The sequence below is a fragment of the Polaromonas aquatica genome, assembly GCF_050626995.1.
Classification (GTDB): domain Bacteria; phylum Pseudomonadota; class Gammaproteobacteria; order Burkholderiales; family Burkholderiaceae_C; genus Polaromonas; species Polaromonas aquatica_A.
On sequence record NZ_CP192467.1, the window covers coordinates 856,677 to 882,438 of the forward strand.

The following is a 25,762-nucleotide window of genomic DNA, read 5'->3' on the forward strand; positions in this document are numbered from 1 at the left end:
TTCTGTGCGGCACACCGGACTTATTTTTGAGCAGCCAACACACTGCTGCGCAGCTGCACGCCGCCGTCAACGATGTGCAGGCGCGGGTCTTTTCTTCCGCGGGGAATCACATCTTTCGGCACTTCGACGGCCCCGCTGGAAACCACCAGCTCTTCCCCGCCAGAGGCATCACTGCTTGCGCTGCGAGTTACCCGGAGGATGGGCGATACCTCGATCAGGCCGGATTTGGAACGTGTCCCATCCATAGCCTGCTGCATGGCAGCATCGGCACCTTCACCAGCAGATCCCCTCCCAGGTGTTCCTGAAGGCGCGGACACTGGCACGACAGGCGGTGCGGTGATGGAGGCGGTCAGCCCGGTGGGTTGCACCACCGTGTAGTTGGCCGCGTCGATCCCGGTCAGGGTATAGCCGGTCACGGTCACGGGCTTTGCGTTGCCCACATTCGCATTGGCAAAAGCACCGCTGCCGCCACTGACGCCGACCACATCGCCGCCCAAGGCTGCCACAGCGGCGGTACCGCCCAAAGTGGCCGCGGTTGTACCGTCAAAGACTTTGTTCTGAGCATTCACACCGGTGACGGTCAGGCTGGCCGGCGTGATGTTTGCGGTGACGGCGGCCGGCTGGGCTATGACGTAATTGCCGGCATCAGCGCCGCTCAATGTATAGCCCGTGACCGTCACGACCTTGCCGTTGCCCACGTTCTTGTTGGCGAAGGTACCGCTGCCCGTTCCGCCCAGGGTCACCGTATCGCCGGCGAGCGCCGTGACGGCTGCTGTTCCGTTGAGCGTAGCGGTGTTCGTGGTGTCGTAGACCTTGTTGTTGGCCCCCACACCCGTGACAGCCAGGCTGGCCGGTGTGATGTTTGCCGTAACGGCGGTGGGTTGCACCACGGTGTAATTGCCGGCATCAGCGCCGCTCAATGTATAACCCGTCACGGTCACGGCTTTGCCATTGCCCACGTTCTTGTTGGCAAACGTGCCGCTTCCGCCACCCACACTCACCGCGTCGCCGGCCAATGTGGCCACAGCGGCTGTGCCATTGAGCGTAGCGGTGTTCGTGGTGTCGTAGACCTTGTTGTTGGCACCGACACCCGTGACAGCCAGGCTGGCTGGCGTGATGTTCGCCGTCACACCGGTGGGTTGCACCACGGTGTAGTTGCCGGCATCAGCGCCGCTCAATGTATAACCCGTCACGGTCACGGCCTTGCCGTTCCCCACGTTCTTGTTGGCGAACGTGCCGCTGCCGGTGCCACCCAGGGTCACCGTGTCGCCGGCGAGCGCCGTGACGGCTGCTGTTCCGTTGAGCGTAGCGGTGTTCGTGGTGTCGTAGACCTTGTTGTTGGCTCCCACACCTGTGACAGCCAGACTGGCTGGTGTGATGTTGGCCGTGACACCGGTGGGTTGCACCACGGTGTAGTTGCCGGCGTCAGCGCCGCTCAATGTATAGCCCGTGACCGTCACGACCTTGCCGTTGCCCACATTCTTGTTGGCGAAGGTGCCGCTTCCGCCACTCACACTCACCGCGTCTCCGGCCAATGCGGCCACAGCGGCTGTGCCATTGAGCGTAGCGGTGTTCGTGGTGTCGTAGACCTTGTTGTTGGCACCGACACCCGTGACAGCCAGGCTGGCTGGTGTGATGTTTGCCGTCACACCGGTGGGTTGCACCACGGTGTAGTTGCCGGCATCAGCGCCACTCAATGTATAGCCCGTGACCGTGACGGCCTTGCCGTTCCCCACGTTCTTGTTGGCGAAGGTGCCGCTGCCCGTTCCGCCCAGGGTCACCGTGTCGCCGGCGAGCGCCGTGACGGCTGCTGTTCCGTTGAGCGTAGCGGTGTTCGTGGTGTCGTAGACCTTGTTGTTGGCTCCCACACCCGTGACAGCCAGGCTGGCTGGTGTGATGTTGGCCGTGACACCGGTGGGTTGCACCACGGTGTAGTTACCGGCGTCGGCACCACTCAGCGTATAGCCGGTCACCGTCACGGCCTTGCCGTTGCCTACATTCTTGTTGGTGAAAGCACCGCTGCCCGTGCCGGCCACGTTCACCGTGTCGCCGGCAATCGCCGTGACTGCTGCCGTTCCATTGAGCGTAGCGGTGTTCGTGGTGTCGTAGACCTTGTTGTTCGCTCCCACACCCGTGACTGTCAGGTTTGCCGGTGTAATGTTTGCAGTCAGCCCCGTTGGTTGCACCACGGTGTAGTTGCCTGCATCGGCACCACTCAAGGTGTAGCCGGTCACGGTCACGGCTTTGCCATTGCCAACGTTTTTGTTGGCGAAGGTGCCGCTGCCGCCGCTCACAGTCACCGCGTCGCCGCCCAATGCAGTCACCGCGGCCGTGCCATTGAGGCTGGCGGCAGTACTCGCGTCATACACCTTGTTGTTTGCCCCTACACCGGTCACAGCCAGACTGGCTGGCGTGATGTTCGCGGTCAAACCCGTGGGCTGCACCACGGTGTAGTTACCGGCGTCGGCACCGCTCAGCGTATAGCCGGTCACCGTCACGGCCTTGCCGTTGCCTACATTCTTGTTGGCGAAGGTGCCGCTGCCCGTTCCTCCTAAAGTTACGACATCGCCGCCCAATGCAGCTACTGCCGCCGTTCCACCAAGCGTGGCGTTAGTGGTCGTGTCATACACCTTGCTGCTGGCATTCACACCCGTAACAGCCAGACTGGCGGGAGTGATGTTCGCGGTCAACCCCGTTGGTTGCACCACGGTGTAGTTGCCTGCATCGGCACCGCTCAATGTATAGCCGGTCACGGTCACGGCCTTGCCGTTGCCCACATTCTTGTCGGCAAAGGTGCCGCTACCACCGCTCACACTCACTACGTCGCCGGCCAGCGCGGCCACAGCGGCTGCGCCATTGAGGGTGGCAGCATTGCTGGCGTCATACACTTTGTTGTTCGCTCCTACACCCGTGACAGCCAGGCTGGCCGGCGTGATGTTTGCCGTGACGCCGGTGGGTTGCACCACGGTGTAATTGCCCGCGTCGGCACCACCCAGCGTATAGCCGGTCACGGTCACGACCTTGCCGTTGCCCACGTTCTTGTTGGCGAAGGTACCGCTGCCCGTTCCGCCCAGGGTCACCGTGTCGCCGGCGAGCGCCGCGACGGCTGCTGTTCCGTTGAGCGTAGCGGTGTTGGTGGTGTCATAAACCTTGTTGTTGGCTCCCACACTTGTGACAGCCAGACTGGCTGGTGTGATGTTTGCCGTGACGCCAGTGGGTTGCACCACGGTGTAGTTGCCGGCGTCGGCTCCGCTCAATGTATAACCAGTCACGGTCACTACCTTGCCGTTGCCCACGTTCTTGTTGGCGAACGTGCCGCTGCCTGCGCCGCCCAGGGTCACCGTGTCGCCGGCGAGCGCCGTGACGGCTGCTGTTCCGTTGAGCGTAGCGGTGTTCGTGGTGTCATAAATCTTGTTGTTGGCTCCCACACCTGTGACAGCCAGACTGGCTGGTGTGATGTTGGCCGTGACACCGGTGGGTTGCACCACGGTGTAGTTGCCGGCGTCAGCGCCGCTCAATGTATACGCCGTGACCGTCACGACCTTGCCGTTGCCCACATTCTTGTTGGCGAAGGTGCCGCTTCCGCCACTCACACTCACCGCGTCTCCGGCCAATGCGGCCACAGCGGCTGTGCCATTGAGCGTAGCGGTGTTCGTGGTGTCGTAGACCTTGTTGTTGGCACCGACACCCGTGACAGCCAGGCTGGCTGGTGTGATGTTTGCCGTCACACCGGTGGGTTGCACCACGGTGTAGTTGCCGGCATCAGCGCCACTCAATGTATAGCCCGTGACCGTGACGGCCTTGCCGTTCCCCACGTTCTTGTTGGCGAAGGTGCCGCTGCCCGTTCCGCCCAGGGTCACCGTGTCGCCGGCGAGCGCCGTGACGGCTGCTGTTCCGTTGAGCGTAGCGGTGTTCGTGGTGTCGTAGACCTTGTTGTTGGCTCCCACACCCGTGACAGCCAGGCTGGCTGGTGTGATGTTGGCCGTGACACCGGTGGGTTGCACCACGGTGTAGTTACCGGCGTCGGCACCACTCAGCGTATAGCCGGTCACGGTCACTACCTTGCCGTTGCCCACATTCTTGTCGGCGAAGGTGCCGCTTCCGCCACTCACACTCACCGCGTCTCCGGCGAGAGCGGTGACGGCCGCTGTTCCATTGAGCGTAGCCGTGTTCGTGGTGTCGTAGACCTTGTTGTTGGCTCCCACACCTGTGACAGCCAGGCTTGCGGGCGTGATGTTTGCCGTGAAACCTGTGGGTTGCACCACGGTGTAGTTGCCGGCATCGGCGCCGCCCAGTGTGTAGCCGGTCACGGTGACTACCTTGCCGTTGCCCACGTTCTTGTCGGCAAATCGACCGATGCCCGTGCCGGCCACGTTCACCGTATCACCGGCGAAAGCTGCGACGCTGGCCGTGCCGTTGATGGTGGCGGCGTCGTTGGCGTTGTACACTTTGTTCTGGATCGTCACGCCGCCAACGACAAGGCTGGCCGGCGTGATGTTCGCGGTCAGGCCCGTGGGCTGAACGATGACATAGTTGCCGGCATCGGCGCCGCTCAAGGTGTAGCCCGTGACCGTGACGGCCTTGCCGTTGCCCACATTCTTGTTGGCGAAAGCACCGCTGCCCGTGCCGGCCACGTTCACCGTGTCGCCGGCAATCGCCGTGACACTGGCTGTGCCGTTCAAGGTGGTACCCAGGCCGGCGTCATACACCTTGTTGTCCGCGCCCACGCCTGTGACCGCCAGACTGGCGGGATTCACCGTCAGCGTGCCATTGGCATAACTGATGTCGTAGCCTTGCTGGTTGGAATACAGGCCGGACGCCGTCACGGTATAGCTTCCGGCATTGACCGCGCCCTGGGCGGTTCCCCCGAAACCGATGCTCCCCGACAGGCTGCCGCAGGCCACGTCGGAGCAACTGACGCTGGTTCCACCATTCCAGGACAGCTTGTCGTAGGTCTTGCTGGTATTGGCGACGGTGACCGTAGTAGCCTTCATGAGTGCCTTGAGCAGGGGACGGCTATTTCCCTCATAAAGGCGCCAGACGCTGGTGAAATCCCAGTTCGGGTTGACGTTGCCGTTGGCGGCCGTGGCCGAGCTGAAGTTGGCCTGTTGTTGCATCTGGGCCGTGGTCATGGCCGTGCCGCCACCCGAGCTGGTGGCACGCCCGGTCGTGGTGGCGTCCCAGAAACTGTTGTTGATCGCCGTTCCGGTACTCCACAAGCCGACCAGGCCACCCAGATTGCTGGTGCCGCTTACGGCCCCAGCCGCGTAGCTGTTGTCGATCGCGCCTCCGGCACCTTCCTTATGCCCCACCAGGCCACCGACATGGCTCGTACCGGTCACAGCGCCGGTCGCATAGCTGTTACTGATGGCCGCAACCAGGCTGCTATTGCTGTTCCATCGCCCCACCAGCCCGCCAACATATTGGCTGGTGCTGGTGACGTTGCCGCTTGCGTAACTGCCGCTGATGGTCGCGCTGTTGAGCATGTCGCCGACCAGACCGCCAGCCCACTGATTGGAGGCAGTGACGTTACCGGTGGCATAGCTGTTGACGATGGCCTCCTGGCTCCAGCCGACCAGTCCTCCCACGGAGAGCCCGCCGCTCACCGCACCACCGGCGTGGCTGTTCGTGATGGAACCCTGGCTCAGCCCAACCAGCCCGCCAACCGTGCTGCTGCCCGTCACAGGCGTGTTGTCGGTATAGCTGTTGTGGATCTTGCCGCCGAGCCATCCGGCCAGCGCACCCACCTTGCTGAGGCCCGAGACGCTGCCGCCGACAAGGCCCAGATTGTTGATGCGGCCTGAGCTGCTCACGCGGCCGAACAGGCCGATTTCTTCGGCGGTGGGCCGGTTGATGGTAAGGCCAGTGACGGTGTGGCCCAAACCATCCAGTGTGCCGGTGAACTGCGCCGCGCTGCTGCCCAGGGGCGTGAATCCACTCCCGGTGTTCCAGGTGCTGGTCGACGATGCGTCGATGTCGGCGCCCAGCACATAGCGCCCATTGAGATTGCCGCTGATGCCCTGCAAATCGGTGCCGGTGGTGCTGGCTGCGGCACCAAGGTCGGTGATGACGGTGTACGTGACGGGGATGCCGGAACTGCCCTGCTTGGTGCTGAAGTTGTTGCCCGCCGGCAGGGTGATCTTCGCGCCGTTGTTGAAGTTGTAGCCGTTACCGGTGCCGGCCCCGGTGCCCTGGCCGTATTCCAGCGCCAGCTTGCCCGTGCCCGAAGCATTGAGATTGGCGTTGATGTTGATGTTGTTCTGCGCATTGAGCGTCAGCTGGTTGGCGCTCCAGCTCACTACGTCGTTGACATTGACATCGCCTGCCGTGCCCGTGGCACCGCTGGTGCTCTGAATGATGACATTGCCGCCGCCCAGGTTGGCACTCAGGGCTGCGCCGGTGATGTCCCCGCCCGCGGCGGCAATGGTGAAGTCCACCGGGTCAATCAGCCAGGTGCCGCTACGGCCTGCAGGGGCTGCGGTGGTGATGCGGGCGCTGTCGGCGATCTTCACATGCGCACCCGAAGTCTCGATGAAACCGCCGTTGCCGCCGTTGGGTGCCGAAGCGTCCAGCGTGCCCGCAACGTTGGCGGTGCCGGCTGCCATGCCGCCCAGCAGGATGATGGTGCCGCTGCGGTTTTCCACCGTGCGTGCCTGGATCACCCCGGTGTTGTTCACTGCGCTGGCCAAGAGTGAATTCCGCGCACCGGCGCTCATCAGCGCCTGCCCACCGTCGGCCAGGATCAATCCGCCGTTCTCGGCCAGGCTGTTGAGAACGCTCTGGTCTACCTCGACCTTGAGCAGCTGGTTGCCCTGAAAGATCAGGGTGGCCGCGCTGCCCGCCGCCAGCGCCACGCTGCCCTGCGGGGCGCTGATGGTGCCCTGGTTGCGCACGGTATTGCCGATCAGGGCGACATAGCCGCCCGTGGCGGCATTGATGCTTCCTTGATTGACCACGCTGCCTGCACCTGGGCCGCTGAAACTGCGCTTGCTGCTGTTAAGGTCTGCATCCTTGACATCCAGCGTTGATGCTACGAGGCCGCCCACATTGACCTGGGCACCGGCACCGAACAGGATGCCGTTGGGGTTGATCAGGAAGACCTGCCCGTTGGCATTGAGTTGCCCCAGGATCTGGCTGCCGTGGGTGTCCAGGATACGGTTGACCGCGATGGCGCTGGCCGAGGGCTGGACAAAATTGACGCTTTCCTGCGCGCCGACGTTAAAGCTCTTCCAGGTCAGTGAAGCATTCTGGCTGGACTGGTTGATGGTGGTGCTGTTACCGTTCTGCGAGATGCTGGCTGCGCCCGAGGTGACCTGGCCGTCCACCGGGCCGGCCTGGGCCGTTGCCGCTCCCAGCAGCAAAACCGCCGTTACGGGCTTGCGCAGAGTCCATCTGCCCGCAGCGCCACCGGCCATCCGGCCGAATACATCAAAAAATGGCGGCGCCGTGGCGGGCGTGCGCCGGCCGATGTTTGTTACAACTTGCGCTACCGGACGCGAATTTTTCGAGCTTTTTTTGTGCATTTTTTACATCCCACAAGTCCCTCTGCATCAGTTTCTTGATAAGAGGGGTTATTCGGGCGATGGTATGCACAAAGGAATCGCGGCACATCGGGTTAAAAAAAGTTCTTTTTGGGCTTAATGGAAACGTGCTCCAGGTCGTAGCAAAAAGTTGCAAATAGTTACTTCTTTGGTTGTAACATTTGACCCAGGTACTGTTGTGCAAAAAACACAGCAAGAACGAGTCAAGCGGGTAGCAAGCAGCGATTTCCCGCTTAAAGGAGACCGGCGGCCTTGCCTTCGAATCCGCCGCGCGCACCAGACCTCAACAATTGCGCAGGCCTTGTTCTACCGTCGGGTAATGCAGGCGAAGCCGCAACTCCCGCTTCAGGCGGGTGTTGTCCAGCCGGCGTGATTCACTCATAAAACTCAACAGCATCAGCGGAAGCTCTTCATGCGCCGTGCCGCGCGCCAGACGCGGCGGCCGTGGCAGGCCGTAGAGATCGGCCGCCAGGTCGAAATAGTCACCCATCTTCAACTGCGTGTCGTCATTGGCGTTGCTGGCACGCTGGGGCTTGCCGCGCCACAAGGCCGCCAGGCAGGCGCGTGCCAAGTCGTCGGCGTGAATATGGTTGGTATAAACGTCGTCTTCCGCACGCAGCACCGGCGTACCTTTGAGCAGCCGGCCGCGCGGCGTGCCGCCTTCGCGGTCAGGCGCATAGATGCCGGGGATGCGCAGCAGGTGCACGTGCGTCCCTGTGGCCCGGCCAAAGAGCCGCAGATGCCCTTCGGCATGCACACGCCGCTGGGCACGCGGTGTGCGGGGGCTCAAGGGCCGCGTCTCGCGCACCCACTCCCCACCACAGTCTCCGTACACCCCACTGGTGGAACCGTACACCAGCGACTGCGGCAGGCTGCGCAGGCGCAGCGCACGCAGCAGCGCCTGCGTGCGCGGATCCGTGCGCCAGTCGGGCTGGTCGCCAGGCGGCGGCGCCAGGTGCACGACCCGCGTAGCCAGCCCCGCCAGGCGCCGCAGGGAAGCGCCATCGTCCAGGTTGCCCTGCAGCGGCGTGATGCGCTGTGCGCGCAGGGCGGGCAACCGCTCCCGCGACGAGGTAAGTGCCAACAGCCGGACATTGCGCGGCAGCAGCCGGGCCACGCGCAGCCCTACATCACCGCAGCCGACGATCAAAACCCGCTCGCGGCGGAAGCGGAAAGGCAGCGCGCCTAAGGGATTCAGGTTTGAGGGCAAAATTGGGGGTTGCCGGGGAAACCGGCTGAGTCGAGAACAGATACCGCAAGGATACCGAATATGAGCTTTAACGTGACCGTGCAACCCAGTGGCAGGACATTCGTGGCCGAGGTGGATGAGCCCCTGCTGGCCGCCGCCATCCGCCAGGGAATCGGCCTGCCCTACGGCTGCAAGGACGGTGCCTGCGGTTCCTGCAAGTCCAAAAAGCTGGAGGGCAGCGTGCTGCACGGCGCGCACCAGGTCAAGGCCCTGTCACCCGAGGAAGAGGCGAACGGCTTCATCCTGACCTGCAGCGCCAGGGCCACGAGCGATGTTGTCCTCGAATCACGCCACGTCACCGATGAAAGCGCCTTCCCGATCAAGAAGATGCCGGTGCGCGTCAACAGCCTGTCCAAGGCCTCGCACGACGTGATGGTGGTGCGCCTGCAGTTGCCGGCCAGTGATGTGTTCAAGTACCACGCCGGCCAGTATGTGGAATTTTTGCTGCGCGACGGCGACCGCCGCGCCTACTCGATGGGCAATGCCCCGCACACCCAGGCCGACAACCCGGGCGTGGAACTGCATATTCGCCACATGCCGGGCGGCAAGTTCACTGAGCATGTATTCGGTCCCATGAAGGAAAAGGAAATCCTGCGCATTGAGGGCCCCTTTGGCAGCTTCTACCTGCGTGAAGACAGCGACAAACCCATGGTACTGCTGGCCTCGGGCACCGGTTTTGCGCCCATCAAGGCACTGATCGAACACCTCCAGTTCAAGGGCATCACGCGTCCGGCCGTGCTGTACTGGGGCGGACGCCGGCCGGCCGATTTGTACATGGATGAGTGGGTCAAGGCCAAGGCAGCCGAAATGCCGAATTTGCGTTATGTGCCGGTGATTTCCAATGCGCTGCCCGAGGACAACTGGACCGGCCGCACCGGCTTTGTCCACCAGGCTGTACTGGAAGACTTTTCCGACCTGTCCGGCTACCAGGTTTATGCCTGCGGCGCACCAATCGTCGTGGACTCGGCCCAGGCCGCCTACACGGCTGCGGGTTTGCCGGACGACGAGTTTTACGCCGACTCTTTTGTGACCGAAAAGGAAAAAGCCCAGGCGACCGTGCCCGCTGAGATCTGAGTGCGTTTTGACGGCTTCCAGGATTTCCTGGCGGCACACCCCGACAAACAAGAAGAATAAAAGAAGAAGAAAAAGAAACGCCCCGATTGATGCGTCAGCCGGGGCTTTTTTATGCGCGGGCAAATGGCGCTCAAAGCCCCACCTCCTTGGCAGACTGTCATGGCTTAAAACCGGATGGCCCACACCGGATAGCCATATCACGGTCAATTTTTTGCAACAATAGAACCATGAACATTCGACCCATTTCCCCCCTTGTTTCCCTGCTCGGCAAATGCCTGGGCACACTTTTCATCACCGGCATCGCGCTGTCCGCCCCCCTGGCCCACGCCCAGACCAAAGTCATGCGCATCATCGTGCCGTATGCGCCAGGGGGCCCGATCGACGTGACGGCCCGACTGATGGCCGAACGCGTCAAGGACACGCTGGGCACCGTCATCATTGAAAACAAGCCCGGCGGCGGCGGCAACATTGGCGTCGACGCCGTCGCCAAGGCACAACCCGACGGCATGACCATCGGAATTTCCGCCGTCGCAACCCACGCTATCAATCCCTGGCTTTACAGCAAGATGCCGTACAACGCGGCCACGGACTTCGCACCCATCACGCAGCTGGTGCGCGTACCCAACGTGCTGGTGATCAACGCCGACGCCGCGCAACGGCTGAAGATCAACACCCTCGGAGACTTGATCAAGTACGCCAAGGCCAACCCGGCCAAACTTAATTACGCCAGCGGCGGCAATGGCAGCGCGGGCCACCTGGCTGGCGAAATGTTCAAGGCGCAGGCCGGCATCTTTGCGCTGCACATTCCCTACAACGGCGGCAATCCGGCGCAACTCGCGCTGCTGAGCGGCCAGGTGGACTACAACTTCGACAACCTGGCCACGGCATCGGCCAACATCAAGTCCGGCAAACTCAAGGCACTGGCGGTCACTACCGCCAAACGCAGCGCCATGCTGCCCGATGTGCCTGCCGTGGCCGAAACGCTCAAGGGTTTTGAGATTGACACCTGGTGGGGCCTGGTGGCGCCTGCGGGCACACCAAAAGACGTGGTCACCAAGCTCAACCAGGCGTTTGTCGCCGCGCTGAACACGCCCGAAGCCAAAACCCGCTTTGCCACACTGATGGCCGAACCGGTGGGCAACACGCCCGAACAGTTCGGCGCTTTCATGAAAAGCGAGATGGTGAAGTATGAAAAAGTGGTGAAGGCGTCAGGCGCCAAGGTGGACTGACCGGACAGGCAAGCCCGCCTGGGCTCGCCAGATCGTAGAAATTAAGCGTTTTAGTGCCGTAGCCCTTAAAGGTCGGGCGCAAGCAGCTATTAAATTTATAGCGCCTTTGCAGGCCATAACCTCCGTCGGCGCTGCTGACACCCAAAGAAAAGGCCGGCTCCTTGCGGAAACCGGCCTTTTCAATTCCTCAACGCGTGAAGTCCCGCCTTTTCAAGCAGGGCCTGCGGAACCGGCTTCGCCGGGCCGCTGGCGCAGCGACCCCTCGAGGGTCAAGAAGCTACACGCAGTGAGCGACCATGGGGGCTCATTTCATTACGCGATCCCCGTAGCGAATGCTTTTCAGGGATCCGCCCTCAAATAACAGCATGGTCATGAACTGTCCGTAACCGGGGTTGTAAGTCCATTCTTCCACCTGTTGGCAGGTATTGACGGTGATGTTGGTAGTGCTGTTGGCAGAACCCGGCTGGGCCGGCGTCACGACGGTCGAGCTGGACACGGTGTCCTGCGTGGGCTTGCAGAACGTGTCCTTCATGACAGGTTCACCGCACTTTTGCAGGATGGTGCCCTTCGAGTTGCCTATTTGCGCGAGGTCACCCTTGCAGCGCAGCGATTGGGCAGAAGCCCCCGTAAACAAGGATGACGCCAGGAAGGCGAACACCACGACAGCAGTGCGAACAACATATCGGTTCATTTTTTGCACTCCTAAAAAACCGAGCCGGAATGGACCGGGTCGGAATGCGCATGGTGCGCATCCTTCGAACTCTATGCGGAAAGATTTAGTGCCGCAAGGCATTTATGCCCTGCGCAGTTTGCCAGAATTACGACTTGAATGTGCGCCCCGCTGCGCCAGCTGGCACGCGGGGGGCACTCGTTCACTCGCCGAGGTACGCAGCCCTGACACGCGGGTCATTCAACAGCTCTTTCGCGTCGCCGTTCATGGTGACGTTGCCCGACTCCATGACATAGCCGCGGTTGGCAATGCCGAGCGCGCGGCTGGCGTTCTGCTCGACCAGCAGCACCGTCACGCCGCGGGCTGAAACGTCCTTGACCACTTCGAAGATCTTGTCGACCATGATGGGCGACAGGCCCATGGACGGTTCATCGAGCAGCAGCACCTTGGGCCGGCTCATGAGCGCGCGGCCCATGGCCAGCATCTGCTGCTCACCGCCCGACATGGTGCCGGCCAGCTGATCCTTGCGCTCTCGCAGGCGCGGGAACAGCACGAACATCTTTTCGATGTCTTCGGCAACGCCGGCTTTGTCGCTGCGAATGTAGGCGCCCATCTGGAGGTTTTCGGTGATCGTCATACGGGTGAAAACGCCGCGGCCTTCCGGCACCATGGCCAGGCCTTCTTTGACGAGGTCCCAAGCGCCACGGCCCTTGATGCTCTTGCCGAGGTATTCGATGTCGCCGTCCAGCATCGGCAAGGTGCCGGTGATGGCTTTCATGGTGGTGGTCTTGCCGGCGCCGTTGGAGCCGATGAGTGTGACCAGTTCGCCGTCATTGACTTCGAAGTCAACGCCCTTGACCGCCTGGATGCCGCCGTAGGCGACCTTCAGGCCGGTCACCTTCAGGAGTGTGTTTGCTGCCATGTTCTTGCTTTCCTTCAATGACCCGTGCCCAGATAGGCCGTGATCACTTTTTCGTCTTTTTGTACATCCGCGGGCGCGCCTTCGGCGATCTGCTTGCCGTAGTCGAGCACGGTCACGCGGTCGCACAGGCCCATGACCAGCTTCACGTCATGCTCGATCAGCAAAATGGTGCGGTTGTCCTTGCGGATGCGGTCGATCAGCTCGCGCAGTTGCACTTTTTCAGTCGCGTTCATGCCGGCCGCCGGCTCGTCGAGCGCAATCAATTGCGGGTCGGTGGCCAGGGCCCGGGCGATTTCCAGGCGGCGCTGGTCGCCGTAGCTCAGCGTGCGCGCCTTGAAGTCGGCGTATTTGCCGATGCCCACATAGTCGAGCAGCTCTTGCGAGCGCTTGGCAATGGCGGCTTCTTCCTGTTTGAAGCCCGGTGTGCGGAATACCGCGCCGATCAGGCCGGAATGCGTGCGGATGTGCCGGCCGACCATCACATTCTCGAGCGCCGTCATGTCGGCGAAGAGGCGGATGTTCTGAAAGGTGCGGGCAATGCCTGCCTTGGCCACTTCATGCACGGCTGTGGGCTTGTAGGCCTTGCCGGCCAGCTCGAAGGTGCCGCTGTCGGGCGTGTACAGGCCTGTCAGCACATTGAAGAAGGTGGTTTTGCCGGCGCCGTTGGGGCCGATCAGGCCGTAGACCTGGCCGCGTTCGATGTGGATGCCGACATCGCTCAGGGCCTGCAGACCGCCGAAGCGTTTGGAGACACCGGAGACTTTAAGAATGGTTTCACTCATGTCCATTCTCCTTAGGGATTGATTGACTGAATAGGATCTGGACCGACAGGCTTGTTCAGCGACTTGCCGTGCTCCGCTGCGGGCCAGAGGCCGCGCGGACGCATCAGCATGATGATGATCATGGCCAGCGCGATCAGCAATTGACGCAGGATGGCGGAGTCGAGGCGGCCGTCGGTCATGGCCTGCAGCGGGCCGGCCACATGGCGCAGCACTTCAGGCAGCGCGGCCAGCAGCAAGGCGCCCAAAATGACGCCCGGCAAGTGGCCGATACCGCCCAGCACCACCATGGCGACGATCATGACCGACTCCATCAGGCTGAAGGATTCGGGAGACACAAAACCCTGGAAAGCGGCGAACATTGACCCTGACACACCGCCAAAGGTGGCGCCCATGCCGAAAGCCAGCAGCTTCAGGTTGCGGGTGTTGATGCCCATGGCCTTGGCGGCGATTTCGTCTTCGCGGATCGCCATCCAGGCGCGGCCGGTACGGGAGTTCTCAAGGCGGTGGCAAACCACGACCGAGACGATCACCAGCACCAGGAAGAGGTAGTAATACATCGACACCGAGTTGACCTCGAAGCCGAAAAACTCATGCGGCTTGCCCAGGTCGAAGCCGAAAAACTTCATCGAATCGATCTGGTTGATGCCCTTGGGCCCGTTAGTCAGGTTGATCGGACGGTCCAGGTTGTTCAGGAACACGCGGATGATTTCACCAAAGCCCAGGGTGACGATGGCGAGGTAGTCGCCGCGCAGCTTGAGGGTCGGTGCGCCGAGGAGGACGCCGAAGAAGCCCGCCAGCGCCGCAGCCATCGGGATGATGGCCCAGATCGGCAAATGCAGCCCGTTGGGGAATTGCGCCGCAATCCAGGGAAAGGCATCGGCCAGATGGGGCGAACCAAGCAGCGCAAACAGGTAGGCGCCGACGGCAAAGAAGGCAACATAGCCCAGGTCCAGCAGGCCGGCGTAGCCGACCACGATGTTCAGGCCCAGGGCCAGCAACACGTACAGCAGTGCCATGTCGAGAATGCGCACCCAGGCGTTGCCGCCTTGTTGCAGGATCAAAGGCAGCACCAGCAGTGCCGCCGCGACGATCAGGAAGGTGACCAGTTTTTTGGTTTTTACAGAATTCATGAGGGTTCTCCTTGCGTATCGGATGGACGCGGCGTCACGCCCGGTCCGCTACACGCTCACCCAGCAGGCCCGAGGGGCGCAGCGTGAGCACAAAAATCAGCACGATAAAGGCAAAGATGTCGGAGTACTGGCTGCCCAGCACGCCGCCCGTCAGCGGGCCGATATAGCCGGCGCCGATGGATTCGATCAGGCCCAGCAAAATGCCGCCAAGCACCGCGCCGCCCAGGTTGCCGATGCCACCGAACACGGCCGCCGTGAAGGCCTTCAGGCCCGGCAAAAAGCCCATGGTGTGCTGCACCGTACCGTAGTTGGAGGCATACATAACGCCGGCCAGCGCCGCCAGGACGGCGCCGATGATGAAGGTGGCCGAGATGACCGTGTCGGGGCGCACACCCATCAGGGCGGCGACGCGTGGGTTTTCAGCGGTGGCGCGCATCGCGCGGCCCAGCTTGGTGTAATGCACCAGCCACATCAGCACGGAAAGGGAGACAACGGTGGCGCCCAGGATGAAGAGCTGGGTCACGGTGATGACAGCGCCGCCGACCTGGAAAGGCTCGCTTGGCAGCAGAGTGGGATAGGGTTTGTAGTTGGGCTTCCAGATGATCATGGCCAGTGTCTGCAGCAGCAGCGACATGCCGATGGCGGTGATCAGCGGGGCCAGTTTGGGAGAGTTTCGCAGAGGCCGGTAGGCGATTTTTTCGATCGCAAAATTGAGGGCCCCGCAGACGACAAAAGCAATCAGCAGCGATATCAGCAAAATAATCCAGCCCGGTGTTCCCGGCATCGAATCCTGCATCAGGCCGATGATGGTCCAGCTGGTTAACGCCCCGACCATCAGGACTTCGCCGTGTGCGAAGTTAATCAGATTGATGATGCCGTACACCATGGTGTAGCCCAAGGCGATCAAGGCATACATGCTGCCCAGGACCAGACCATTGATGATCTGCTGTAGCAATACTTCCATAACTCACTCTCCCGTCCAATTGATGAAATTGCGAACTCCGCCTGGCGGCCACCATTCACCGGGATCGCCGGTGTCTGGACTTGAGTTAACAAAAAGCCCGCCGATCAAAGCCAGATGACTGGGTGAAGGTGGCGAGCTAATCCGCGAATTGTAGCCAAGCGTCTCTAGCGAGAATCGAGCCAGCGATGCGGTTTTCGCGGGGTTTACCCTTGAGGAGGTGGGTTTTCGGGGTTCAATCCGCCTTTATCAGCGGCTTTTGTTTTTTATCAGTCTTTCTTATTGTTCTTAATTTTCAACTCGTTCAGCTTATCTGCGATGCGTATCTCCAGCCCTCTGTTGACAGGCCTGTAGAACTCCGGAGCCGACATGCCCTCGGGAAAATAATTCTCACCGGCGGCAAAGCCGTCTTCCTCATCGTGCGCGTAACGGTAGTTTTTTCCGTAGTCGAGCTGCTTCATGAGCTTTGTTGGTGCATTGCGCAAATGCAGGGGCACCGGGCGGGTGCCGTCCTTGCTGATAAACGCCTTGGCTTCATTGAAGGCCTTGTAGACCGCGTTGGACTTGGGCGCCACCGCCAGGTAGATGACGCACTGGGCCAGCGCCAGCTCACCTTCCGGCGAGCCCAGGCGTTCATAGACCTCGGCAGCATCCAGCGCCATGCGCAAAGCACGCGGGTCGGCCAGGCCGATGTCTTCGCTCGCCATGCGGACCAGCCGGCGCGCCATGTAGCGCGGCTCGGCACCGCCGTCGAGCATCCGCATGAACCAGTAGAGCGCCGCGTCAGGGTCTGAGCCTCGCACCGACTTGTGCAGGGCCGAAATGGTGTCGTAGAACTGCTCGCCGCCCTTGTCGTAGCGGCGCAGGCGTTCGCCCAGCACCTTGAGCAGCCAGGCATCGGTGACTTCGGTGACTTTCTCTGCTTTGGCCGCCACGCTCAGCGATTCAAGCGTATTCAGCAGGCGCCGCGCATCGCCGTCGGCGTAAGCCACCAGCCGGTCAACGGCCTCATCCGCTATGGTTTCGATAGCTGGTAGCGCACGTTCAGCAAGCACCTTGGCGACGATTTGCTTGAGATCTGTTGTATCCAACGGCTGCAATACATACACCACCGCGCGTGAGAGCAAGGCCGAGTTCACCTCGAACGAAGGATTTTCAGTAGTGGCGCCAATGAAGGTGAATAGGCCGCTTTCCACGTGCGGCAAAAATGCGTCCTGCTGGCTTTTGTTGAAGCGGTGCACCTCATCGACGAACACAATCGTGCGCTTGCCGCCCTGCCCTTGCCAGATAGACGCCTGTTCAACCGCCTCCCGGATGTCTTTGACGCCGCCCAGCACGGCGGAAATAGTGATGAAGTGCGCGTCAAAACTGCTGGCCATGAGCCGTGCGATAGTGGTCTTGCCAACACCGGGCGGGCCCCAAAGAATGCAGCTGTGCGGCTGGCCGGACTCAAACGCGATGCGCAGTGGCATCCCCTCACCGAGCAAATGCTGCTGGCCAATGACTTCACCCAGATTTTTGGGGCGCAGCCGCTCGGCCAAGGGTTGATGAGAAGATTTGGAGCTGGTCATGAAGTCCTTGCGCCGTCCCGCCTTGAACGCCCGGCGCCATGCCCCGGCGGAAACCAGCGGCTTGCCGACGGGCTATCGGCGTATTGCCTGTCTTTACTGCCTGATCACATCCGCCTTGGGAGGCGGTACGAAGCGAAAGGTATCGGCCGGCAAATTGGGGTTGACCTCGACTTTGCTGAAGTTCAGCACGGAGCGCTGCCCAAAGCTGTCAACGATTTCAAGCGCGGCCAGGCCTGAGGATTTTTCCCCCGGGCGGAAACCCACGCGTACCGACTGCAGTTGACCATCCTTGCCCTTGGGCGTGGCGACCACCCATTGCAGGCCGCCGGCATCCGGCGCATCGGCCAGCGTGAAATCGGCTTGCAGCGCACGCAAATCCGGGGCGGCGGCAATCAGGGCTGCGGGCGTGGAGTTCAGCACGCTGGCTTGCTTGCGTGAGGTGACCTGGTTCAGGTCAACGTCGTGCAGCCACAGTGTCTGGCCGTCAGCCACGATGCTTTGTTCGAAGGGCTTTTTGTAGATAAAGCGAAAACGGTTGGGCCGTGAAAATTCGAAAGTGCCGGTAGAGGTCTTGCTGCGCGCAGCCTGTCCGTCTTTGGCCGGAGCGGTGACAACTTGCGTGAACTCGGCACGGCCGCTGCTGACGGTTTTCACGAAAGATTCAAGACTTTCCATGCCACCAGCCCAAGCGGGATATGCGAAGGCAGCTATCAAAACAGTAGCAAAATATTTCTTCATGATCGTCACTCCGCCCGTGAGGGCACCAGGATTTCGCGCTGGCCGCTGCCGCTCATGGCGCTGACCAGCCCGGCTTTTTCCATGTCTTCGACCAGCCGCGCCGCGCGGTTGTAGCCGATCTTGAGATGACGCTGCACCAGTGAAATGCTGGCCTTGCGGTTCTTCAGCACAACCTCTACAGCCTGGTCGTACATCGGGTCTTTTTCGCCGCCGCCGTTGCCGCCACTACCATCTCCCAGCAGATCGCCGTCTTCGCCGTCGACCGTGCCGCCTTCCAGCACGCCTTCGATGTAATTGGGTTCACCCTGCTGCTTGAGGTAGGCCACCACACGGTGCACTTCGTCATCGCTCACAAACGCACCATGCACCCGAATTGGAAAGCCTGTACCACTCGGCATGTAAAGCATGTCACCCATTCCTAACAATGCCTCGGCGCCCATCTGGTCAAGGATGGTGCGGCTGTCGATCTTGCTGCTGACCTGGAAAGACAGCCGGGTGGGGATATTGGCCTTGATGAGGCCGGTGATCACGTCCACGCTGGGGCGCTGGGTGGCCAGTACCAGGTGGATGCCGGCGGCACGGGCTTTTTGTGCCAGGCGGGCAATCAATTCTTCAATCTTCTTGCCGACCACCATCATCAGATCGGCCAGCTCGTCAATCACCACCACGATGTAAGGCAGGCGCTCCAGCGGTTCAGGCTGTTCGGGTGTGAGGCTGAAAGGGTTGTAGATGAATTCGCCTTTGGCCTTGGCTTCATCGAGCTTGGCGTTGTAGCCGGCCAGGTTGCGTACGCCCAGCTTGCTCATGAGCTTGTAACGCTTTTCCATTTCGGCCACACACCAGTTCAGGCCGTGTGCGGCCTGGCGCATGTCGGTGACAACCGGCGCCAGCAGGTGCGGAATGCCTTCATAGACACTCATTTCCAGCATCTTGGGGTCGATCAGCAGCAAACGTACGTCGCGCGCATCGGCCTTGTAAAGCAGGCTCAAAATCATGGCGTTGATACCGACTGACTTGCCCGAACCGGTAGTGCCAGCCACCAGGCAGTGCGGCATCTTGGCGAGGTCGGCTACAACCGCAGCGCCGCTGATGTCCTTGCCCAGACCGATAGTGAGCATGGACTTGGCTTCGTTGTACACCTGCGAGCCCAGGATTTCACTGAGCTTGATGGACTGGCGCTTGGCATTGGGCAACTCCAGCGCCATGTAGTTTTTACCGGGGATGGTTTCAATCACGCGGATGGAAACCAGACTGAGGGCACGGGCCAGGTCCTTGGCCAAATTGACGACCTGTGAGCCCTTGACACCGGTGGCCGGCTCAATCTCATAACGGGTGATGACCGGGCCAGGCGCCGCAGCCACCACACGCACCTCAACGCCAAAATCCTTCAGTTTTTTCTCAATCAGGCGCGAAGTCATCTCAAGCGTCTCGGGGGCCACCGTCTCCTGGCGCGTCAGCGCGCCGTCGAGCAGGTCAACCTGCGGCAGCTTGGAGTCGGGCATTTCACTGAAAAGTGGTTTTTGCCGTTCCTTGGCGACGCGTTCACTTTTAGGAATGTCGACCAGCGTGGGTTCGATCAGGACCGGCACCGGGTGGTGTTCTTCGATTTCGATACGCTCGTCGATCAGGGTTTCTTCACGCTCCCGAGCAGCTAGCTTGCCGAAGGCAAGGTCTTCCGCGATTTCACGTTTTTCGCGGCGGGAATCGATCAGATTGTCGATCCATGCGCCCACGCGCAAAGCCACATGCGCCCATGAAAAACCGAACACCGCTGAGACCGCAATCACACCCAGCGCAATAAACACCAGGCCGGACCCTGCAAAGCCCAGCCATTTCACGCCCAGCGAGCCGGCCAGATAACCAAGCACACCACCAGCATGCCCGGGCAGCCTGAATTCAAAGCGGTAAAGCCTCGACCATTCCAGGGCTGCGCTGGCCGCTAAAAGCAGCAGCAGACTCAGCCAGAAACGGATACGGCCCGATGCCCTGATGTCGTCGTCAGTAGCATGCGGATCACCGCGCAGCCAGCGCGCCAGTGACGACAACCACACGTTGACACCCGCCGCGAGCGCCCACCAAACAGAGAACCCGAGCAGGAAATAACTGGCGTCGGCCAGCCAGGCGCCGACACGCCCGCCCCAGTTGTGAGCCACGGCTTGGGCGATACCTGCGGCTTCAGTGGTACCGGAAGTGGACCAGGCTGCATCCTGGGGTGAATAGCTCAGCAGTGCTGCCAGCCAGAAAATCAGGCCGAGCAGGCCCAAAATAAGGCTGACTTCATGGGCAAAGCGTTTGATGCCACTGGGCGCATCCGCTGCAGGGGAGTTTCTGGAGTTCAGGGTATCGAGTGAGTAAGTCATGGCCGGCTAATGCGGTAAACCGGAAATAGCGCGACAAAATGAAAGGAATGAAGCGCACCCCAGGACAGGAGGGCGCGAACCGCAGCAAGAGCTATATGCCTTCGCCAAGGTCGCAACGCCGCCATGGATGCGAAGACATGCTTTCATGTTTCGATATTTTCGGGTTGCAGTACCAGGAGCTTACCGCAGTTGGGTAAGGGCTTTGAGGGCCGCCAAGGCACCAAACGTGGTCACGGACGACTGCGAAAGTCCTAGCCCAAGGTATGAAGGCGTTCTTTCACCAGAAGCGAACCGTCATCCCGGGTTTCGATGAACCCGCGCTCCTCAAGGTCCTTCATCACCCGGCTGACCATTTCGCGCGAGGCCCCAACCATTTTGGCCAGATCCTGCCGCGAAACCTTGTCGCGAATGACGGCGTTTCCGCTGCCATCTTCATTGGCAAATTCGAGCAACGCCCTGGCGACGCGACCGTACACGTCCATCAGCGCCAGCGACTCGATCTGCCGGTCCGCATGGCGCAGGCGCTGGACCAGTCCCTTCAGCACGGCATACGCCATGGAGCTGTTTTCCGGTAGGCAGCGTGCAAATTCCAGACGCCCGAGGATCAGGGCATCGGTCTGAATCTCGGCGCGCACCGTCGCGGAGTGAGGTTCGTTGTCAATCAGGCTCATTTCGCCCACGTAGTCGCCGGGGTGCATGGTGGCCAAAATAACCTCCCGGCCACGGGAATCCGTGGTGATGACGCGTGCACGGCCTGTCAGGATGATGGAAAGGGCATTGGATTTTTTGCCCTGCTCCACGATAGGCTCACCGCGCTTGAAGCGGCGCTTGACCACGGTATCGGCGACCGATGCAGCCTGGCTGGCAGTCAACACGGAAAAAAGAGGGACCCGGCGAATCAATTCCAGGTTGGACACCATCGTTGTCATAGCAGATATCTCCCAACCTCACATCCGACGGCTAGTCGCGTGAGTTCTTACAATGGCAAGTAATTAAAAAGAAAACCAAATGCCGAAAAAGTACTAGCAGCTGTTTTTACTTGACGCTGTACTTATGCGGCATGACTCTACATGAGTTCTTACACTTTCCCAATCAGTTTTTCATCATGAAACATTCCAGAGTTCTCATCCTCGGTTCAGGCCCTGCGGGTTACACCGCAGCTGTTTATGCAGCGCGCGCCAATCTCAACCCCGTACTGATCACCGGCATTGCGCAGGGCGGCCAACTCATGACCACCACCGAGGTCGACAACTGGCCTGCCGATGTGCACGGTGTGCAGGGGCCCGATCTGATGCAACGTTTTCTGGAGCACGCCGAACGCTTCAAAACCGAAATTATTTTTGATCACATCAACAAGGTTGATTTCAGCAAGCGCCCCTTTACCCTGACGGGCGACAGCGGGATCTACACCTGCGATTCGCTGATCATCGCCACCGGCGCCTCCGCCAAATACCTGGGCCTGGAGTCAGAATCCGCCTTCATGGGCCGAGGTGTTTCCGGTTGCGCCACGTGCGATGGTTTCTTTTACCGGGGACAGGAAGTCTGCGTCGTAGGCGGCGGCAACACAGCGGTCGAGGAAGCTCTTTATCTGTCCAACATTGCCAGCAAGGTCACGCTGGTACATCGCCGCGACAAATTCAAGGCTGAAGCCATCCTGATCGACAGGCTGCATGAGAAAGTCGCAGCCGGCAAGATCGAACTCAAACTGCACCACACCCTGGACCAGGTGCTGGGCGATGCATCCGGCGTAACCGGTGTAAGGCTCAAAAGCACCCAGAACGGCGCCACGCAGGACCTCACCCTCAAAGGTTGCTTCATCGCGATTGGCCACCAGCCCAATACCGACATTTTTGCCGGCCAGCTGGAGATGAAGGACGGTTACATCATCACCAAAACCGGACTGCAGGGCTTTGCCACCATGACCAGCGTGCCGGGTGTGTTCGCCGCCGGTGATGTGCAGGACCACATCTACCGCCAGGCTATCACCAGTGCTGGAACCGGCTGTATGGCCGCGCTGGATGCCCAGCGTTTCCTGGAACAGACAGAGTAAGCCAGAAATCCCTTATAATTCAAGGCTTTGCTAAATTCGCCCCCAAAAGGGCCCGGTTTGGCAGTTTGGGTTACCGCCACCCTATTCTGGCGAGGTGAGGCAGGAATGACGACAGGCAGCAAGTGCCTTGCGACATGACTGCTGTATAGATACTGGAGTGCATATGGCACGCGTATGTGAAGTCACGGGCAAAGGCCCAATGGTCGGAAACAATGTTTCCCACGCCAACAACAAAACCAAACGCCGGTTCCTCGTGAACCTGCAATACCGCCGCTTCTGGGTCGAGAGCGAAAACCGCTGGGTCCGCCTGCGCGTTTCGAGCGCTGCACTGCGCCTGATCGACAAGAAGGGTATTGATACCGTGCTCGCAGACCTGCGCGCACGCGGCCAAGCTTAAGGAGCACCATCATGGCAAAAGGCGCACGCGAAAAAATCAAGCTGGAATCGACTGCCGGCACCGGTCACTTCTACACGACCACCAAGAACAAGAAGACCACGCCCGACAAAATGCTGATCATGAAGTTTGATCCCAAGGCACGCAAGCACGTGGAGTACAAGGAAATCAAGCTGAAGTAATTCAGCTTCTCCTTTAAAAAAAGCCCGCCGCATCCCGGCGGGTTTTTTTATGGGCCCAGGATTGGCTTGCCCCTCCTTCCTTCTTGCGGAGGATTCGCCCTCACGCGCTCAGCGGGTACCATGGGCAAAGTTCATGGAGATGACCAAAAAAACCGCCTCCATGAGTCAACATGGAGGCGGTTTTATTAGAAGTCAGTGCGCCGGCCCAAGCCGGCGATGATGGCTATCTCAGTTCAGGTGCGGGCTGCCCGCAGCCTCATGGAGAACTCGCGCAAGGCGGCAATGCCGCTTTCTTCAGCGCGGTGGCACCAATTCTGCAGGTCGGACGCGAGCTGCTCGCGGGATGCAGAAGTGCTCAGCCACATCTGGCGAAGTTCTTCGCGCATGGTGACCATCTTGTCCAGTACAGGATGTTCAGCACGGGCCTGGGCCAGCTGTGGCTTGGCAGCAGCTGGCACCTTGTCGTCATCACGGTGCAGCCAGCGATTGGCTGCGCGCAGCACAGACACGTCGGCCTTTTTCGCCTTGAGCACTTCGAGCTCGGCCTTGCTGGCACGGCGCAGCTCCCGGGCGAACCCCGCCATCACTTCATAGCGATGGGCGATCAGGGCTTCCAGTGTTTTTTCATCAGCCACGGGCTGGATGGAGCCCAGCTGGAGCTTGGGTGGCACCTTCTTGACGGAAGCCAGGCCAACTTTTTCCATGGCACGGATATAAACCCAGCCAATGTCGAATTCGTAGGGCTTCACCGAGAACTTGGCCGATGTCGGATAGGTGTGGTGATTGTTGTGCAGCTCTTCGCCGCCAATCATGATGCCCCAGGGCGAAATGTTGGTGCTGGCATCAGGCGCTTCGAAGTTGCGATAACCCCAGTAGTGACCAATACCATTGATGATGCCGGCTGCCGTCACGGGAATCCAGGCCATTTGCACAGCCCAGACAGCCAGGCCTGCTGCACCGAAGAGCGCCAGGTCAATGATCATCATCAGGCCCACACCTTGCCAGCTGTAGCGGGTGTACACATTGCGCTCAACCCAGTCATTGGGCGTGCCGTGGCCGAACTTGGCCATGGTTTCCTTGTTCTTGCTTTCGGCGCGGTACAGCTCTGCACCTTCCCAGAAAACCTTCTTGATGCCGTAAGCCTGAGGGCTGTGTGGATCTTCAGCGGTTTCACACTTGGCGTGGTGCTTGCGGTGGATGGAGACCCACTCCTTGGTCACCTGGCCAGTACCCAGCCAGAGCCAGAGACGGAAAAAATGCGACGGAATCGCGTGCAGGTCCATGGCGCGATGCGCCTGGTGGCGGTGCAGGTAGATGGTGACGCTGGCAATGGTGATATGGGTGGTCACCAGCGTATACAACACGATTTGCCACCAGCTGGCGGCAAGCAACCCATTGGCAAGCCAGTCGAGGGCCGCATCAAACAAGATCATAAAAATCCTTTAAACAACCTGAAGCAGTCGCCCATCCAGATGTGTCTCCAGGCGCTGCAAAAAATAACTTCTTATTGTAAGGTGATACCCCACAAACGCCAAGTCACTTTCAGTACAGGACCTAAGGTCAAAACAGTGCGAAAAATCACGAATGAATATGTAACTTCAGCCTATGTGTCGTCTTTTGTCGCCAAAAATATCACGACTTTTGCCATACTGCAGCGAAAAACCCGTCCGTCTGATGCAGGTAAGGCCAAAGCCGAAGGTAGGGGCCGCGGCAGAGTTTTTCTGCATGTTCCACCCCCAGATGGGTCAATAAAGGACCAGTTTCAAGGACGTTGAACTCTTTGTTCGCCTCGCTGAAGGCTTCCGCAATGGCTTCGTTTTCTTCACGCAAGACGCTGCAGGTCGCGTAAACCAGGCGTCCGCCGGGCTTTAACAGCCGCGCCGCGCTCTGCAAAATCGCAGTTTGCTTGGCCCTGAGTTCCTCAATTGCCTTGGGCGTCTGCCGCCATTTGAGGTCGGGATTGCGCCGCAAGGTTCCCAATCCAGAGCACGGCGCATCAACCAAGACCCGGTCTATCTTCCCGGCAAGGCGCTTGATGCGGTCGTCACGCTCATGGGCAATGGCCACCGGATGTACATTGGAAAGGCCGCTGCGCGCCAGCCGTGGCTTGAGCGCGTCCAGCCGGTGCCCCGAGGTATCAAAGGCGTAGAGGCGTCCGGTGTTGCGCATGGAGGCACCCAAGGCCAGGGTTTTGCCACCCGCGCCGGCGCAAAAATCGACCACCATTTCACCGCGTTTGGCATCCACCAGCAGGGCAAGCAGCTGAGAGCCTTCGTCCTGCACCTCGATGGCGCCGCGCGTAAAAGCATCCAGCTTGCCCAGCTGCGGCTTGCCATCGATCCGCAAACCCCAGGGTGAATACGGCGTTGCTACTGTTTTAATAGCTGCCTTCCCAAGTTCCTTTTGGACTTCAGCCCGTTTATCCTTGAGCGTGTTGACGCGCAGATCGAGCCCGGCCGGCGCGTTCAGGCTTTCCACCAGCGGCCAGAAATCGTCACCCAACTGTTCTTTCAGCGGCTCCACCAGCCACTGCGGCAGGTTGTGGCGATGCAACTCCATCAAATCAGCCGGCTTGACCTGGTCGCAGCGCGACAACCAGTCTTTTTCCTGGTCGGTCAGCGCACCCAGAAGGAAGTCACGGTCCGCCGCAAAACCGAGGATGGCAAGACGCCGCTCCGGCGCGCCGCTGCCGTGCTGGGCCAGATAGGTATAAAGATTTTTCTTGCGCAGAACACCGTAAATCGTTTCCGCCACAGTGGCACGTTCGCGGGGGCCGAGGCGGTAGTCGCGGAAATAACGCGACACCACCATGTCGGCGGGGTGATCAAATTTGAGGACCTGCTTGAGAAGCTCGGAACAACTGTCGAGTAAGGCTTTAGGATGCATAGCCCCATTGTCCCACCCTTGCA

General features: G+C 60.5%; 18 protein-coding genes. 5 read left to right on the plus strand and 13 right to left on the minus strand.

The genetic code is table 11. The features are described from left to right. Positions 1 to 20: 20 nt before the first annotated feature. Together ACQ4MS_RS04170 and ACQ4MS_RS04175 are read right to left on the minus strand one after the other, a co-directional pair. Positions 21 to 7,523, minus strand: a complete 7,503-nt coding sequence (locus tag ACQ4MS_RS04170; RefSeq protein WP_431097934.1) for a beta strand repeat-containing protein — start codon at positions 7,521 to 7,523, stop codon at positions 21 to 23. A 301-nt stretch (positions 7,524 to 7,824) separates the two neighbouring features. Next, positions 7,825 to 8,751 (minus strand): NAD-dependent epimerase/dehydratase family protein, encoded by a 927-nt coding sequence (locus ACQ4MS_RS04175; protein WP_431097935.1) that lies wholly within the window; start codon positions 8,749 to 8,751, stop codon positions 7,825 to 7,827. A 60-nt stretch (positions 8,752 to 8,811) separates the two neighbouring features. Here ACQ4MS_RS04175 and ACQ4MS_RS04180 point away from each other — a divergent pair, with 60 nt between their 5' ends. Next, positions 8,812 to 9,864 carry a CDP-6-deoxy-delta-3,4-glucoseen reductase gene (locus tag ACQ4MS_RS04180; RefSeq protein WP_431097936.1) on the plus strand — a complete coding sequence of 351 codons (1,053 nt, stop codon included), beginning with the start codon at positions 8,812 to 8,814 and terminating at the stop codon, positions 9,862 to 9,864. Positions 9,865 to 10,091: 227 nt separating this feature from the next. Further along, positions 10,092 to 11,093, plus strand: a complete 1,002-nt coding sequence (locus tag ACQ4MS_RS04185) for a Bug family tripartite tricarboxylate transporter substrate binding protein (RefSeq protein WP_431097937.1) — start codon at positions 10,092 to 10,094, stop codon at positions 11,091 to 11,093. Between the two features lie 304 nt (positions 11,094 to 11,397). Here ACQ4MS_RS04185 and ACQ4MS_RS04190 read toward each other — a convergent pair whose 3' ends face one another. From ACQ4MS_RS04190 to ACQ4MS_RS04230, 9 genes are all read right to left on the minus strand, one after another. Further along, positions 11,398 to 11,784, minus strand: a complete 387-nt coding sequence (locus tag ACQ4MS_RS04190; protein WP_431097938.1) for a DUF2845 domain-containing protein — start codon at positions 11,782 to 11,784, stop codon at positions 11,398 to 11,400. Between the two features lie 181 nt (positions 11,785 to 11,965). Further along, complete coding sequence (locus tag ACQ4MS_RS04195; protein WP_122957366.1) at positions 11,966 to 12,685, minus strand: ABC transporter ATP-binding protein; 720 nt, start codon at positions 12,683 to 12,685, stop codon at positions 11,966 to 11,968. A gap of 14 nt (positions 12,686 to 12,699) precedes the next feature. Then, the gene (locus tag ACQ4MS_RS04200) at positions 12,700 to 13,467 is read right to left on the minus strand and encodes an ABC transporter ATP-binding protein (RefSeq protein ID WP_431097939.1); all 768 of its coding nucleotides are present in this window, start codon (positions 13,465 to 13,467) and stop codon (positions 12,700 to 12,702) included. A gap of 11 nt (positions 13,468 to 13,478) precedes the next feature. Further along, complete coding sequence (locus ACQ4MS_RS04205; protein WP_431097941.1) at positions 13,479 to 14,597, minus strand: ABC transporter permease subunit; 1,119 nt, start codon at positions 14,595 to 14,597, stop codon at positions 13,479 to 13,481. 34 nt (positions 14,598 to 14,631) lie between these two features. Beyond that, entirely contained in the window at positions 14,632 to 15,561 is a 930-nt protein-coding gene (locus ACQ4MS_RS04210; RefSeq protein WP_092128601.1) for a branched-chain amino acid ABC transporter permease, read from the minus strand. 266 nt (positions 15,562 to 15,827) lie between these two features. After that, positions 15,828 to 17,129, minus strand: a complete 1,302-nt coding sequence (locus ACQ4MS_RS04215) for a replication-associated recombination protein A (RefSeq protein ID WP_431097942.1) — start codon at positions 17,127 to 17,129, stop codon at positions 15,828 to 15,830. 93 nt (positions 17,130 to 17,222) lie between these two features. Beyond that, positions 17,223 to 17,867, minus strand: coding sequence for an outer membrane lipoprotein chaperone LolA (lolA, locus tag ACQ4MS_RS04220; protein ID WP_431097944.1), 645 nt, complete (start codon positions 17,865 to 17,867; stop codon positions 17,223 to 17,225). A 5-nt stretch (positions 17,868 to 17,872) separates the two neighbouring features. After that, a complete protein-coding gene (locus tag ACQ4MS_RS04225) occupies positions 17,873 to 20,227 on the minus strand; it encodes a DNA translocase FtsK (protein ID WP_431097945.1) in 2,355 nt (784 codons plus the stop codon). Positions 20,228 to 20,478: 251 nt separating this feature from the next. Beyond that, entirely contained in the window at positions 20,479 to 21,156 is a 678-nt protein-coding gene (locus ACQ4MS_RS04230; RefSeq protein ID WP_431097946.1) for a Crp/Fnr family transcriptional regulator, read from the minus strand. Between the two features lie 176 nt (positions 21,157 to 21,332). Between ACQ4MS_RS04230 and trxB the strand changes: the two genes are divergently transcribed. From trxB to rpmG, 3 genes are all read left to right on the plus strand, one after another. Further along, a complete protein-coding gene (gene trxB, locus ACQ4MS_RS04235; protein ID WP_431097947.1) occupies positions 21,333 to 22,277 on the plus strand; it encodes a thioredoxin-disulfide reductase in 945 nt (314 codons plus the stop codon). Between the two features lie 163 nt (positions 22,278 to 22,440). Then, a complete protein-coding gene (rpmB, locus tag ACQ4MS_RS04240) occupies positions 22,441 to 22,674 on the plus strand; it encodes a 50S ribosomal protein L28 (protein WP_413329935.1) in 234 nt (77 codons plus the stop codon). 11 nt (positions 22,675 to 22,685) lie between these two features. Then, positions 22,686 to 22,853 carry a 50S ribosomal protein L33 gene (rpmG, locus tag ACQ4MS_RS04245; protein WP_007863188.1) on the plus strand — a complete coding sequence of 56 codons (168 nt, stop codon included), beginning with the start codon at positions 22,686 to 22,688 and terminating at the stop codon, positions 22,851 to 22,853. A gap of 233 nt (positions 22,854 to 23,086) precedes the next feature. Here the strand turns inward: rpmG and ACQ4MS_RS04250 are convergent, their stop codons facing one another. Together ACQ4MS_RS04250 and ACQ4MS_RS04255 are read right to left on the minus strand one after the other, a co-directional pair. After that, entirely contained in the window at positions 23,087 to 24,286 is a 1,200-nt protein-coding gene (locus ACQ4MS_RS04250) for a DesA family fatty acid desaturase (protein WP_431097949.1), read from the minus strand. Positions 24,287 to 24,485: 199 nt separating this feature from the next. Next, positions 24,486 to 25,739, minus strand: a complete 1,254-nt coding sequence (locus ACQ4MS_RS04255) for an RsmB/NOP family class I SAM-dependent RNA methyltransferase (protein WP_431097950.1) — start codon at positions 25,737 to 25,739, stop codon at positions 24,486 to 24,488. Positions 25,740 to 25,762: the final 23 nt, after the last annotated feature.

Bases quoted from the DNA above. Each gene is read 5' to 3' on its own strand.
- ACQ4MS_RS04230 (WP_431097946.1), bottom strand. From the start codon at position 21,156: ATGACAACGATGGTGTCCAACCTGGAATTGATTCGCCGGGTCCCTCTT.
- ACQ4MS_RS04180 (WP_431097936.1), top strand. From the start codon at position 8,812: ATGAGCTTTAACGTGACCGTGCAACCCAGTGGCAGGACATTCGTGGCC.
- ACQ4MS_RS04170 (WP_431097934.1), bottom strand. From the start codon at position 7,523: ATGCACAAAAAAAGCTCGAAAAATTCGCGTCCGGTAGCGCAAGTTGTA.
- rpmB (WP_413329935.1), top strand. From the start codon at position 22,441: ATGGCACGCGTATGTGAAGTCACGGGCAAAGGCCCAATGGTCGGAAAC.
- ACQ4MS_RS04205 (WP_431097941.1), bottom strand. From the start codon at position 14,597: ATGAATTCTGTAAAAACCAAAAAACTGGTCACCTTCCTGATCGTCGCG.
- rpmG (WP_007863188.1), top strand. From the start codon at position 22,686: ATGGCAAAAGGCGCACGCGAAAAAATCAAGCTGGAATCGACTGCCGGC.
- ACQ4MS_RS04210 (WP_092128601.1), bottom strand. From the start codon at position 15,561: ATGGAAGTATTGCTACAGCAGATCATCAATGGTCTGGTCCTGGGCAGC.
- ACQ4MS_RS04250 (WP_431097949.1), bottom strand. From the start codon at position 24,286: ATGATCTTGTTTGATGCGGCCCTCGACTGGCTTGCCAATGGGTTGCTT.
- ACQ4MS_RS04255 (WP_431097950.1), bottom strand. From the start codon at position 25,739: ATGCATCCTAAAGCCTTACTCGACAGTTGTTCCGAGCTTCTCAAGCAG.
- ACQ4MS_RS04215 (WP_431097942.1), bottom strand. From the start codon at position 17,129: ATGACCAGCTCCAAATCTTCTCATCAACCCTTGGCCGAGCGGCTGCGC.
- ACQ4MS_RS04225 (WP_431097945.1), bottom strand. From the start codon at position 20,227: ATGACTTACTCACTCGATACCCTGAACTCCAGAAACTCCCCTGCAGCG.
- trxB (WP_431097947.1), top strand. From the start codon at position 21,333: ATGAAACATTCCAGAGTTCTCATCCTCGGTTCAGGCCCTGCGGGTTAC.
- ACQ4MS_RS04195 (WP_122957366.1), bottom strand. From the start codon at position 12,685: ATGGCAGCAAACACACTCCTGAAGGTGACCGGCCTGAAGGTCGCCTAC.
- ACQ4MS_RS04190 (WP_431097938.1), bottom strand. From the start codon at position 11,784: ATGAACCGATATGTTGTTCGCACTGCTGTCGTGGTGTTCGCCTTCCTG.
- ACQ4MS_RS04200 (WP_431097939.1), bottom strand. From the start codon at position 13,467: ATGAGTGAAACCATTCTTAAAGTCTCCGGTGTCTCCAAACGCTTCGGC.
- lolA (WP_431097944.1), bottom strand. From the start codon at position 17,867: ATGAAGAAATATTTTGCTACTGTTTTGATAGCTGCCTTCGCATATCCC.
- ACQ4MS_RS04185 (WP_431097937.1), top strand. From the start codon at position 10,092: ATGAACATTCGACCCATTTCCCCCCTTGTTTCCCTGCTCGGCAAATGC.